The 12345-nt window shown below is 69.1% G+C and carries 15 protein-coding genes; 12 read left to right on the forward strand and 3 right to left on the reverse strand.

What is annotated here, in order from left to right:
- Positions 1-130: 130 nt before the first annotated feature.
- From QMX82_RS24295 to QMX82_RS24305, 3 genes are read right to left on the reverse strand one after another with little or no spacing between them, the layout of a single operon-like run.
- The gene (locus QMX82_RS24295) at positions 131-847 is read right to left on the reverse strand and encodes a glycerophosphodiester phosphodiesterase (RefSeq protein ID WP_133862790.1); all 717 of its coding nucleotides are present in this window, start codon (positions 845-847) and stop codon (positions 131-133) included.
- 8 nt (positions 848-855) lie between these two features.
- Entirely contained in the window at positions 856-1146 is a 291-nt protein-coding gene (locus tag QMX82_RS24300; protein ID WP_282288366.1) for a phosphodiesterase, read from the reverse strand.
- Positions 1143-1694: a PilZ domain-containing protein gene (locus QMX82_RS24305; RefSeq protein WP_183628631.1), complete on the reverse strand. Its 552-nt coding sequence runs from the start codon at positions 1692-1694 to the stop codon at positions 1143-1145. Before QMX82_RS24305 ends, QMX82_RS24300 begins: the two co-directional genes overlap by 4 nt.
- Positions 1695-1801: 107 nt before the next feature.
- On the opposite strand from QMX82_RS24305, the gene QMX82_RS24310 reads away from it, so the two are divergent.
- From QMX82_RS24310 to QMX82_RS24365, 12 genes are all read left to right on the forward strand, one after another.
- The gene (locus QMX82_RS24310) at positions 1802-3052 is read left to right on the forward strand and encodes a lipoprotein-releasing ABC transporter permease subunit (protein ID WP_133862787.1); all 1251 of its coding nucleotides are present in this window, start codon (positions 1802-1804) and stop codon (positions 3050-3052) included.
- Positions 3045-3746 (forward strand): lipoprotein-releasing ABC transporter ATP-binding protein LolD, encoded by a 702-nt coding sequence (lolD, locus tag QMX82_RS24315; protein ID WP_158892888.1) that lies wholly within the window; start codon positions 3045-3047, stop codon positions 3744-3746. The genes QMX82_RS24310 and lolD overlap by 8 nt, the downstream gene beginning before the upstream one ends.
- 7 nt (positions 3747-3753) lie before the next feature.
- Entirely contained in the window at positions 3754-4995 is a 1242-nt protein-coding gene (locus QMX82_RS24320; protein WP_282288375.1) for a lipoprotein-releasing ABC transporter permease subunit, read from the forward strand.
- Positions 4996-5099: 104 nt separating this feature from the next.
- Positions 5100-7340, forward strand: coding sequence for a DNA internalization-related competence protein ComEC/Rec2 (locus tag QMX82_RS24325; RefSeq protein WP_282288377.1), 2241 nt, complete (start codon positions 5100-5102; stop codon positions 7338-7340).
- Positions 7341-7546: 206 nt separating this feature from the next.
- The gene (locus tag QMX82_RS24330) at positions 7547-8182 is read left to right on the forward strand and encodes a MotA/TolQ/ExbB proton channel family protein (protein ID WP_059315847.1); all 636 of its coding nucleotides are present in this window, start codon (positions 7547-7549) and stop codon (positions 8180-8182) included.
- Positions 8179-8619, forward strand: coding sequence for an ExbD/TolR family protein (locus QMX82_RS24335; protein WP_133862784.1), 441 nt, complete (start codon positions 8179-8181; stop codon positions 8617-8619). Before QMX82_RS24330 ends, QMX82_RS24335 begins: the two co-directional genes overlap by 4 nt.
- A complete protein-coding gene (gene lpxK, locus QMX82_RS24340) occupies positions 8616-9623 on the forward strand; it encodes a tetraacyldisaccharide 4'-kinase (RefSeq protein ID WP_282288381.1) in 1008 nt (335 codons plus the stop codon). Before QMX82_RS24335 ends, lpxK begins: the two co-directional genes overlap by 4 nt.
- Before the next feature lie 14 nt (positions 9624-9637).
- The gene (locus QMX82_RS24345) at positions 9638-9823 is read left to right on the forward strand and encodes a Trm112 family protein (RefSeq protein WP_007162406.1); all 186 of its coding nucleotides are present in this window, start codon (positions 9638-9640) and stop codon (positions 9821-9823) included.
- A complete protein-coding gene (gene kdsB, locus QMX82_RS24350; protein WP_208692303.1) occupies positions 9820-10584 on the forward strand; it encodes a 3-deoxy-manno-octulosonate cytidylyltransferase in 765 nt (254 codons plus the stop codon). The genes QMX82_RS24345 and kdsB overlap by 4 nt, the downstream gene beginning before the upstream one ends.
- A 6-nt stretch (positions 10585-10590) precedes the next feature.
- Complete coding sequence (locus QMX82_RS24355) at positions 10591-11058, forward strand: low molecular weight protein-tyrosine-phosphatase (protein ID WP_208695034.1); 468 nt, start codon at positions 10591-10593, stop codon at positions 11056-11058.
- Complete coding sequence (murB, locus tag QMX82_RS24360; RefSeq protein ID WP_208692302.1) at positions 11048-12070, forward strand: UDP-N-acetylmuramate dehydrogenase; 1023 nt, start codon at positions 11048-11050, stop codon at positions 12068-12070. The genes QMX82_RS24355 and murB overlap by 11 nt, the downstream gene beginning before the upstream one ends.
- The coding region (locus QMX82_RS24365) for a ubiquinol-cytochrome c reductase iron-sulfur subunit N-terminal domain-containing protein (protein ID WP_282288390.1) at positions 12067-12345 on the forward strand (279 nt) is incomplete at its 3' end. The genes murB and QMX82_RS24365, both read left to right, overlap by 4 nt.

Raw genomic sequence — 12345 nt, forward strand, 5'->3', positions numbered from 1 at the left:
CTCCTGCGGTAACGTTCGTGCCTGTAGGAGCGGCCGCATCGGCGGACCGCGATGGCCAGATTTGGCTTTCGTAGGTTGGGTTGAGCGCAGCGAAGCCCAACACGTCCCGGGCTTCGACCTGCGCCAGCGCCTACCCCAGCGTCCGTCGCGCCAGGCTCGGAAAGTCGGTGATCAGGCTGTCCGCGCCGAAGTCGGCCAGGCGGCGCATCAGGCTGGCGTCGTTCACCGTCCAGACCGAGACATGCAGGCCCTGGCGCTGGGCCTTGAGCAGCCGCTCCGGGGTGCACAGCGTCCAGTTCAGCGCCAGCAGGTGGCAGTCGTAGTGAGCGGCCACCTTGAGCGGATCCAGCCAGGCGTACTCCGCCACCAGCCCACGCGCCAGATGCGGCGTATCGCGCTGCAGGGCGCGCAGGACCTCGCGCGAGGCGCTGGTCACGGTGATCCTGTCCTGCAGGCCGAATTCTTCGACCAGCTGGGCGATGGCCCTGACGGTCTGCGCCGCCCGCACCCGCGAGGCGCTCTTCACCTCCAGCTGCCAGTGTTCGAAGGCGCACTTCTCGAACAGCTCGCGCAGGGTGGGGATGGGGCAGGGGCGTGGCCAGACCGGGCCGCCCTGGCGGGCATCCAGGGCGACCAGATCGGCGACGGCCTTTTCGCTGACCTTGCCGCCTCGCCCGGTAGTACGTTTCAGGGTCGGGTCATGAATCACCACCAGCTCGCCGTCCCGGGAGAGGTGCAGATCCAGTTCGCAGCGCCTGACGCCCAGCTCCAGGCACAGCTCGAAACCGGCCAGGGTATTTTCCGGGGCTTCGCCGCGGGCACCGCGGTGTCCGTAAATAAGGGTCATGGGGGCTCCTAGGGTGACGGGACCGGGCGCCGCGGTTCACGGACCGCGTCCAGCACCCGATCGTTTTCGAAATAGACGCTGAAATCTCTGTAGTCCCAGCGGCGAATCGCCGGGCGCCCGACTGGCGGATGCTCCTGGTCGGGCAGGCCGAAGCGCTCCAGAACCTGGCTGCGACTGTCGCCGCGCAGCGGCAGCGCGGTACTGCCGTCGCCCTGCTGGCCCAGCGGGATCTGCAGGGTCTCGGCCCAGCCGGGGAGGGCGATGCCGAGCAGCAAGGCCGCCAGCCAGGGGCATTTCACGCCTCGTCTCCGCGGTCGGCGCGCCGTACCCGGGCCTGCTGACGCAGGACATGGCGCGCCAGCAACTGGCGCTGGGCGTCTTCCAGGTCAATGAAGCTGGTGCCGATCTCGTACCCGCCGGCCACAGCCTGGCAGCCGGTCACCTCCGCCAGCACCTGCAGGCCCAGGCCCTGGGGCGGCAATGCCATGCGCAGGTCCAATCGGGTGCCCAGGGCGTAGGGCTCGGCATCGACGAAGGCCAGGCCGCCCTCGGACAGCACCACGTCGCGAGTGGCGCCGCTGTCGTGCAGCAGATTCCAGGTAAAGGCCTGGCCGAGCAGGTCCAGGCGCTTGTTCACCAGGCGCAGGCAGGCGGTGACGGCGCGGTCACGCTCGTCCAGATTGCGCAGCAGGTGGCGGGATTCGAATTCCAGCTGATGCAGCTCGCTCAGGAGTGCGAACAAGGGCGCGGTCTCGCCGGGGACCCCGTCGGCAGGGCTGATTTGCAGTGCGATACGGTCGGTGATGCGATAGTATTCCCGCCGTTCACGCGCGTCTGGGGTGGTCATGTCGGGCCGCTCCGTGGGTGATGGCCCCGAGTGTAGCCGGCGAGCCGGCACGGTGTCGCCGTCCAACCCGCAGGGCGCCTACGTCTTTCCGCCGTGCAAGCGAGCCTATGTTCAGACCCCTGCCGATCTACCTTGGCCTGCGTTACGTCCGCGCCAAGCGCCGCAACCATTTCGTCTCCTTCATCTCGCTCACCTCCATGATCGGCCTGGCCCTTGGCGTGGTCGTCATGATCGTGGTGCTGTCGGTCATGAACGGCTTCGATCGCGAGATGCGCGATCGCGTCCTCGGCATGATTCCCCATGCCACGGTGGAGTCCTACCAGCCGGTGCCCGACTGGCGCAGCGTGCGCGAGCTGGCGCTGCAGAACAGCCAGGTGGCCGCGGTGGCGCCCTTCACCCAGTTGCAGGGCATGCTGGCCCACGACAAAGCGGTGCAGACGGTGTTGCTCAACGCCATCGATCCGGCCGAGGAACCCAAGGTCTCGATCATCCCCAGCTTCATGCGCGAGGGCCGGCTCGACGACCTCAAGCCGGGTGAATTCGGCATCATCATCGGTTCCCTGGCCGCGGAGAAACTGGGTGTGAAGGTTGGCGACAAGCTCACCTACATCGCCCCGGAAGTGGCCGTGACCCCCGCCGGCATGTTTCCGCGCATGAAGAGATTCACCGTGGTGGGCATCTTCAGCGTCGGCGCCGGCGAGCTGGACGGCTCGGTGGGCCTGATCGACATCGAAGACGCCGCGCGGCTGCAGCGCTGGCCGGCGAACGCGGTGCAGGGCGTGCGCCTCAAGCTGCACGACCTGTTCCAGGCGCCGGACGTGTCCTGGAACATCGCTCGCCAGCTGCCGGGCAAGGACTGGTACGCCCGCGACTGGACCCGGACCCACGGCAATCTCTACCAGGCCATCGGCATGGAAAAGACCATGATCGGCCTGCTGCTGCTGCTGATCGTCGCCGTGGCCGCCTTCAACATCGTCTCCACCCTGGTGATGGTGGTGACCGATAAGAAATCCGACATCGCCATCCTGCGCACCCTGGGCGCCACGCCCCGGCAGATCATGGCGGTGTTCATGGTCCAGGGGACCTTCATCGGCGTCATCGGCACCGCCATCGGCTGCCTGCTGGGAGTGCTCGCCGCGCTCAACGTCAGTGCCGCCCTGGCCTGGGTGCAGCGGATCACCGGGCACCAGTTCCTCAACGCCGAGGTGTATTTCATCGACTACCTGCCGGCGCAGCTGCAGCTGCACGACGTCCTGCTGGTCTGCGGCGCGTCCTTCGCCCTGAGCTTCCTGGCCACGCTCTATCCCTCCTGGAGCGCCGCCCGTACCCAACCCGCCGAGGCCCTGCGTTATGAATGATCGAGCCGTTTTGCGTTGCCAGGACCTGGGCAAGCGCTACGAGGAAGGCCCCCAGACCGTCGAGGTGCTGAGCAACGTCCAGCTGACCCTGCAACCGGGCGAGCGGGTGTCCATCGTCGGCAGTTCGGGGTCGGGCAAGACCACCCTGCTGAATCTGCTTGGCGGCCTCGACACCCCCAGCAGCGGCAGTGTCTGGCTCGACGGCGAAGAGCTGTCGGCGCTGAACGAGAAGGCCCGTGGCCTCTTGCGCAATCGCGCCATGGGCTTCGTCTACCAGTTCCACCACCTGCTGCCCGAATTCAGCGCCCTGGAAAACGTCTGCATGCCGCTGCTGATCGGCAAGGCCACCATCGGCGAAGCCCGCGAGCGCGCCGCCAAGTTGCTGGAGCGGGTCGGTCTCGGTCATCGCCTGGGCCACAAGCCGGCCGAGCTGTCCGGTGGCGAGCGCCAGCGCGTGGCCATCGCCCGGGCGCTGGTCAACCAGCCCAAGCTGGTACTGCTCGACGAACCCACCGGCAACCTCGATCAGCACACCGCCCATGGCATCCAGGACCTGATGCTGGAGCTGTCCACCTCGCTGCGAACCGCCTTCCTGGTGGTGACCCACGACCAGGTGCTGGCTGGCCAGATGGACCGGATGCTGCGCCTGGACGAAGGCCATCTGGTCGACGCCACGCCGGCCCGGCAGGTCTGAGGTCGCCATGTTCAGACCGCTTTCGCTGTTCATCGGCCTGAGATACACCCGCGCCAAGCGGCGCAAGTCGTTCATCTCCTTCTTCTCGCTGGTCTCCATGTTCGGCCTGGCGCTGGGTGTGCTGGCCATGATCCTGGTGCTGTCGGTGATGAACGGCTTCCAGGAAGAAATGCGCGGCCGCATCCTCGGCATGGTGCCCCATGCCTTCATCAGTGGCGCCCAGCCGCTGGACGACTGGCGCCCGCTGGCGGCCAAGGCCGAGCAGCAGCCCCATGTGCTGGCGGCGGTGCCCTATACCCAGTTGCAGGGCATGCTCTCGGTACGGGGTCGCATGCAGCCGCTGCTGGTGGACGGCATCGATCCGGCCCAGGAAAAGCGCGTGTCCATCGTCGGCGAGCGCATGACCCAGGGCAGTCTCGACGCCCTCAAGCCCGATGAATTCGGCATCGTGCTGGGCGAGATCGCCGCGCGGCGCTTCCAGCTGGAGCTGGGCAGCCAGGTCACGGTGATCATCCCCGAGGTCGGCGCCACCGGCAGCATCACCCCGCGGCTGCGACGCTTCACCGTGGTCGGTACCTTCAAGGTCGGCGCCGAGCTGGATGCCTCCCTGGCCCTGATCAACGTTGCCGATGCCGCTCCGCTCAAGGGCTGGCAGCCGGGCCAGGTGGAAAGCATCCGCCTGGCGCTGGACGATCTGTTCCAGGCGCCGCGCATCTCCCGCGACGTGGCCAAGGCGCTCGGCGACAGCTACCAGGCGCGTGACTGGACGATCTCCCAGGGCAGTCTGTTCCAGGCGATGCAGATGGAAAAGACCATGATCGGCCTGCTGCTCCTGCTGATCGTCGCCGTGGCCGCCTTCAACATCATCGCCACCCTCATCATGGTGGTGGCCGACAAGAAGGCCGATATCGCCATCCTGCGCACCCTGGGCGCCACGCCCGGGCAGATCATGGCGGTGTTCATGGTGCAGGGCACGGTGATCGGCCTGGTCGGTACCCTGATCGGCGGCGTGCTGGGCGTCATCGCGGCACTCAACGTCAGCAGCTGGATCGCCGCCCTGGAGCGCCTGGTCGGCCACAAGCTGTTTGGTGGTGACATGTACTTCATCAGCAACCTGCCGTCGCGGCTGGAGCTGGAAGACGTGGTGCTGATCGCCGTGGCCGCCCTGAGCATGAGTTTCCTGGCGACCCTCTATCCCGCCTGGCGCGCCTCGCGCACTTCACCGGCCGAAGCCCTGCGCTACGACTGATCTCCTGCCGGGCCAGGCGGCGGCAAGCCCCTGGCCCTAAGGCGTCCAAGCTGCTCTAATCCGCGCTTCCTAAGCCCTTTCGGCTCTCCAAGGATGGAGTCCTGATGCGCGCCGCCCTGCTGTCCTTCGCCCTCGGCGTGCTGCTCCTGCGCGCCTTCGCCACGCTGCCGTCGCTACCCCTGCTGGCGGCCCTCGCGGCGGTGGCCCTGCTGCTGCTGTTCACCCGCTTCCTGGCGCTCGGTGCCTTCGGGCTGGGCCTGGCCTGGGCGCTGCTCAATGGCCACTGGGCGCTGGACGATCGCCTGGATCCGGCGCTGGAGCAGCGGGTGCTGTGGATCGACGGCGAGATCAGCGGCCTGCCCACGGTGGAGGCCGACTCGGTGGGTTTCGTGCTCGCCGGAGCGACCAGCCGCCGCGCGCTGAAACTGCCGGCGCGGATCCGCCTGAGCTGGCACGGCGGGCCGCGCCCGCTGGCCGGCGAACGCTGGCGCCTGGCCGCGGAATTGCGCGGCCCCGCGGGTCTGGTCAACCCCCTCGGTCAGGATCGCGAAGCCTGGCTGCTGGCCCAGGGCATAGGCGCCACCGGCAGCGTCAAGGATGGCCAGCGCCTGGCCGCCGCCAGTGGCCTGGCGACCTGGCGCGACGGCATCCGGCAATACCTGCAGACGCGGGATCCCGCCGGGCAGGGCGGGCTGCTCGCCGCCCTGGTGGTGGGCGACGGCTCGGGTATCACCGCTGCCCAGTGGCAACTGTTCCAGGACACCGGCACCGTGCACCTGATGGTGATTTCCGGGCAGCACATCGGCCTGATCGCCCTGGGCGTCTATGCCGGGGTGGTCCTCCTGGCGCGCCGTGGCCGCTGGCCGCGCCAACTGCCCTGGCGGCTGTCCGCGGCGGTGCTGACGATCGCCACCGCGTTGGGTTACGGACTGCTGGCCGGCTTCGAGGTGCCGGTGCAGCGGGCCTGCGTCATGGTCACCCTGGGCCTGCTCTGGCAACTCGGGCGCCAGCAGGTGCGGCTGGCGGACGCCGTCCTGCTGGCCCTGGCACTGGTGCTGGCCGCCAATCCGCTGGTCAGTCTGCTGCCCGGGTTCTGGCTGTCCTTTGGCGCCGTGCTGTTGCTGCTGTGGAGCTTTGCCGGCCGCCTGGGCCGCCTGCCCTGGTGGCTCACCCTCGGGCGCGCCCAGTGGTGCATGGCGGTGGGCCTGGCGCCGCTGCTCCTGGCGCTGGGCTTGCCCCTGAGTCCGAGCGGCCCGCTGGCCAATGCCCTGGCCGTGCCGCTGATGGACCTGGCCATCGTGCCCCTGGCGCTGGCGGGGACCCTGCTGTCCCTGCTCTGGTCGCCGCTGGGGACGCCGGCCTTGCTGCTGGCGGGTGGCCTGCTGCAGGGGCTGCTCTGGCTGCTGAGCGGCTTGGCGCACCTGGCTGCGGCCTGGCAGCCGGTCCTCGCGCCCACCTGGGCGCTGTGGCTGGCGGGGCTGGGGGCGCTGCTGGCGCTACTGCCCGCGGGTGTGCCGCTACGGGGCTTCGGCGCGCTGCTGATGCTGCCGGGGCTGTTTCCCCCGCCGCCGCTACCCGCGGCGGGGCTGGCGCGGATCACCGTGCTGGACGTGGGGCAGGGCCTGGCGGTGCTGGTGCGCACCCGCGACCATGCGCTGCTCTACGACGCCGGTCCGCGCCAGGGCAGCTATGACAGTGGCGCCCGGGTCGTCCTGCCCAACCTGCAGGCCCTCGGCATCGGTGCCCTGGACGTCATGCTGCTCAGTCATGCCGATGCCGACCACGCCGGCGGTGCGCCGGCCGTGGCCAGGGGGCTGCCACCAGGCCAGGTGCTCAGCGGCGAGGCCGGTCGGCTCAAGCCGGAATTGCACGCGCGGGACTGCACGGATGGGGCCGAGTGGCGCTGGAACGAGGTCGTCTTCACCACCTGGTGGCACCCCGCTGCGGATTCCAACGCCTCCTCCTGCGTGCTCAGCGTCGCCGCGAGGGGCGAGCGCCTGCTGCTGACCGGCGACATCGATGCCCGCCGTGAAGCCGAGCTAGTGGCCAGCGGGGTGCCGCTGGCGGCGGAGTGGCTGGTCGCTCCGCACCATGGCAGTCGCAGCGGTTCCAGCGCCGCCTTCATCGACGCCGTCCAGCCGCGCGGCGTACTGATCTCCCGGGGGCTGAACAATCGCTATGGCCATCCCCATCCCCAGGTGCTGGCGCGCTATCGCGAGCGCGGCGTGCTGCCCTACGACACCGCCGCACTGGGCGCCCTGAGCTGGACCCTCGGTCGCTGGGAGGTACCGCACGGGCAGCGCCAGGAGCGGCATTGGTGGCGGATAGGCCCGCCGACACCCTGATCGCCTATTCAAAGGCTGCTGCGCGGCGGCCAAACCGCGTTGAAAAGACCTGGGTCGCCAGCCCGGTCGGAATGCTCATTTACCATTCGTAAACTCCGCTTCCTCGGGTCTTGTCGCCTTGTTTGTCTCCAGCTCGCGAGCCCTTGAACAGGCCCTCCGGCGTTCGTGCTAGAGTGGCCGCATTTTGCGGCAGGGGTAACGCTCTCGTGTTCGAAATGGTCAAAGCTGGCGGCTGGATGATGCTGCCGATCATCCTCAGTTCCATCCTGGCCACGGCCATCATCGCCGAGCGGCTGTGGACCCTGAGACGCAGTCGGGTGGCACCGCCGACGCTGCTCGCCCAGGTCTGGCGCTGGATCCAGGACAAGCAGCTCAATGCCGAGCGGCTGCGCGAGCTGCGCGCCGGATCGCCCTTGGGCGACATCCTCGCCGCGGGCCTGACCAACTCCCGTCATGGCCGCGACATCATGAAGGAAGCCATCGAGGAAGCCGGCAGCCGCGTGGTGCACGACCTCGAACGCTATCTCAACACCCTCGGCAGCATCGCCGCCCTGGCACCCCTGATGGGCCTGCTCGGCACGGTGTTCGGCATGATCGACATCTTCAGCGCTTTCATGAACGACGGCATGGCCAATGCGCCCATCCTCGCCGGCGGCATTTCCAAGGCGCTGGTCACCACCGCCACCGGCCTGCTGGTGGCGATTCCCGCGGTGTTCTTCCATCGCTACCTGCTGCGCCGGGTCGATGAGCTGGTGGTTGGGATGGAGCAGGAAGCGGTCAAGCTGGTGGACATCCTCCACGGCGATCGCGAGGTGGACGTCCGCGAAGGAGCCCCGGCGTGAAATTCCGTCGCCGCGCCGGGGGCGCCGCCCGCGAAGAGGTCTATATCAACCTGGCCTCCTTCATCGACGTCATCTTCGTCCTGCTGCTGTTCTTCGTGGTGACCGCGACCTTCAGCAAGCCCAGCCAGCTGAAGATCGAACTCCCCGAGGCCGACAGCGCCGCCGCGGCCGCCAACCAGGCCAAGACCTTGGAAATCAGCATCACCGCCGAAGGCCAGATGGCGCTCAACGGCCAGACCCTGGCGCGCAACGACCTGACCGGCCTGACCACCGCGCTGCAGCGTGAATCCGGCGGCGACAACAGCCTGCCGCTGGTGATCACCGCCGATGGCCGCGCCACCCACCAGTCGGTGGTCATGGCCATGGATGCCGCCGGCAAGCTGGGCTTCAGCCAGTTGCGCATCACCACCCTCGAGGCCCAGGCGAAACGGCCGTGAGCCTGGGCGAGCGCCTGGTTCGCGCCTGGTACCAGGGGCATCCGGCCCTGGGCCTGCTGACGCCGCTCGAAGCCCTCTATCGCCAGATCGCCCGGCGCAAGCGCCAGCGTTTCCTGGCGGGGCAGGGCAGTATCCATCGCGCGCCGGTCCCGGTCATCGTGGTGGGCAATCTCACCGTCGGCGGTACCGGCAAGACGCCCATGATCCTCTGGCTGATCGGCCACCTGCGCGCGCGTGGGCTGAGGGTCGGGGTGGTCAGCCGGGGGTACGGCGCCACGCCGCCAAGTCTGCCCTGGCGGGTGCGGGCCACCGACACCGCTGCCGTCGCCGGCGACGAGCCGCTGCTGATCGTGCAGCGCACCGGGGTGGCCCTGGTCACGGATCCCGATCGTGGTCGCGCCGTCGAACGTCTGCTCGCCGAGGAGCGGCTCGATGTCATTCTCAGCGACGACGGCCTGCAGCACTATCGCCTGGCCCGTGATCTGGAACTGGTGATGGTCGATGCGGCGCGCGGCTTCGGCAATGGCCGCTGCCTGCCGGCCGGCCCCCTGCGTGAACCCCTGGAGCGCCTGGCCGAGGTGGACGCCGTGATCCATAACGGCGCCACTGTCGATCCTGCCGCCGGCTTCGGCCTGACCCTGCAGCCCAGCGCCCTGGTCAATCTGCGCAGCGGCGAGACGCAATCGCTGGATTTCTTTCCCCCGGGGCAACGCCTGCACGCCCTGGCCGGCATCGGCAACCCCGGCCGTTTCTTCGCCACCCTCGAAGGACTACACTGGCAGCCGTTGCCCCATGCCTTCGCCGATCACGCCACCTACAGCGCGGCAGAGCTGGCCTTCACCCCGGCACTGCCGCTGGTGATGACCGAGAAGGACGCGGTCAAGTGCCGCTCCTTCGCCGCCGCCGACTGGTGGTACCTGGCGGTGGACGCCCAGCCCTCGGCCGCCTTCGTCGCCTGGCTGGATGGGCGTCTCGACCGCCTCCTGCCCGAACACTCTCACTGACGGAATCTTCGCCCATGGATCTCAAGCTGCTGGACATCCTCGCCTGCCCCCTGACCAAGAGCCCGCTGATCTTGAGCGACGACAAGACCGAGCTCATCAGCAAGGCCGCCGGTCTGGCCTTCCCGATTCGTGACGGCATCCCGGTGATGCTGGAAAGCGAGGCGCGCATCATCACCACGGATGAGCGTCTGGACAAATGAGCACCGCGTTCACCGTCGTCATCCCGGCGCGGCTCGCCAGCACCCGGCTGCCCAACAAGCCGCTGCTCGACATCGCTGGCAAGCCGATGATCCAGCACGTCTGGGAGCAGGCCCGGCGCAGTGGCGCCGAGCAGGTGGTGGTGGCGACCGACCACGACGACATCCTGCGTGCCTGCGAAGGCTTTGGCGCCCGGGTCCTGCTGACCCGTGCCGACCATGCCTCGGGCACCGATCGCCTGGCCGAGGTGGCCGAGCTGCTCGGCCTGGCCAGCGACGCCCTGGTGGTCAACGTCCAGGGCGACGAGCCGCTGATCCCACCGGCGGTGATCGACCAGGTGGCCAATAATCTCGCCGCCCATTCCGAAGCCGGCGTGGCCACCCTGGCCGAGCCGATCACGGACGTCGACAGCCTGTTCAATCCCAATGTGGTCAAGGTGAGCACCGACCGGAACGGCCTGGCGCTGACCTTCAGCCGGGCGCCGCTGCCCTGGGCGCGCAATGCCTTCGCCGGCGATCGCACGCAGCTGCCCCAGGGCTTTCCCTACCGCCGCCACATCGGCATCTATGCCTACCGCGCCGGCTTCCTCGCCGATTTCGTCAGCTGGGGCCCCTGCGCCCTGGAAGAGACCGAAGCCCTGGAACAACTGCGTGCCCTCTGGCACGGCGTGCGCATCCATGTCGCCGATGCCCTGGAAGCGCCCCAGGCCGGCGTGGATACCCGGGAAGATCTCGAACGTGTCAGACGCCTGCTGGGAGCCTAGATGACCCTGCGCATCCTGTTCGTCTGCATGGGCAACATCTGCCGCTCACCCACCGCCGAAGGCATCCTCAGGGCCAAGCTGGACGCCGCCGGCCTGACCGAGGCGGTGGAGCTGGACTCGGCCGGCACCGGCGACTGGCATGTCGGCAAGGCCCCGGATTCCCGTGCCATCCAGGCCGCGGCGGGTCGCGGCTATGCCATCGGCGACCTGCGCGCGCGTCAGGTCGCCGAGGATGATTTCCAGCGATTCGACCTGATCCTGGCCATGGACCAGGACAACCTCGCCTGGCTGGAACAGCTGCGTCCGGATGAGGGCGCCGTGCCCGAACTCTTCCTGGCGCGCCAGGGCCTGGCGGTGGATGAGGTGCCTGATCCCTACTACGGCGGCGCAGCCGGCTTCGAGCGGGTCCTCGACCTGCTGGAAAGCGCCTGCGACGGCCTGGTCGCCGAGGTGGCTGCCCGTCATGGTCGCTGAGCTGCAACAGCGGGTCCCGCTGCAAGGCCTCAACACCTTCGGCCTGGTGGCGCAAGCCGATCGCTATCTGGAGGCCGCCAGCGACGCCGAGGTCCGCGCGGCCCTGGCGCTGGCCCGGCAACTGGGCGTGCCCCTGCGGGTGCTGGGCGGTGGCAGCAACCTGGTCCTGCCCGAGCGGGTCGAGGGCCTGGTGCTGCGGTTGACCTCGCGTGGTATCCGCCTGCTGGCGGAGGAGGGCGATGCCCTGCTGGTGGAAGCCGAAGCCGGCGAGCCCTGGCATCCCTTCGTCATGGCCACCCTGGCCAACGGCTGGTACGGCCTGGAAAATCTCAGCCTGATCCCCGGCACCGTGGGCGCCTCGCCGATCCAGAACATCGGCGCCTATGGCGTCGAATTGAAGGACAGATGCGCCGGGGTGACGGCACTCGATCGCCACAGCGGCGAACTCCATGACCTCGGCCCGGCCGATTGCGCCTTCGCCTATCGCGAGAGTCGCTTCAAGGCCGAGGCCGGGCGCTGGATCGTGCTGCGGGTACGCTTCCAGCTCAGTCGCAAGCCGCAGCTGGTGCTGGACTACGGTCCGGTGCGTCAGGCGCTGGTCGCGGCGGGCGTCACGCAGCCAACGCCCGAAGCCGTCAGCGCGGCCATCTGCAGCATTCGCCAGAGCAAGCTGCCCGATCCGGCGGTGCTGGGCAATGCCGGCAGCTTCTTCAAGAATCCGGTGGTGACCGCCGCCGAAGCCGCAGCGCTGCATGAGCGCTATCCAGGCCTGCCGATCTATCCCCAGACCGATGGCAGCGTCAAGCTGGCCGCCGGCTGGCTGATCGATCAGGCCGGCTGGCGCGGCCATCGCGACGGCGCCGTGGGGGTGCATGCCGCCCAGGCGCTGGTGCTGGTGAACTTCGGCGGTGCCCGCAGTCGCGACGTCCTGGGCCTGGCCGAGCGCATCCGCGCCTCGGTGCGCGAGCGCTTCGGCGTGACGCTGGAGATGGAGCCGGGAAGCCTGACGTGACCGCTGACGCCCCCGATGCCCAACGCCGCCGCCTGCTGATCGCCACCACCTCCGCCGTCGGCGGCCTGGGCCTGGTGGCGGGCAGCGTACCCTTCGTCTGCGCCTTGCGGCCCAGTCGTTCGGCGGAGGTGGCGGCGGCGCCGGTCGAGGTGGATCTGCAGGCCTTGCGCGAAGGCGAGCAACTCACGGTGCAATGGCGCGGCCAGCCGGTCTGCGTCCTGCGCCGCAGCGCGGCGGACCAGGCCCGCCTGCTGGCCGACGAGGCGGGCCTGGCC

The sequence above is a fragment of the Pseudomonas sp. PS02302 genome, from assembly GCF_029959585.1.
In the GTDB taxonomy this organism is placed as follows: Bacteria; Pseudomonadota; Gammaproteobacteria; order Pseudomonadales; family Pseudomonadaceae; genus Chryseomonas; species Chryseomonas aestiva.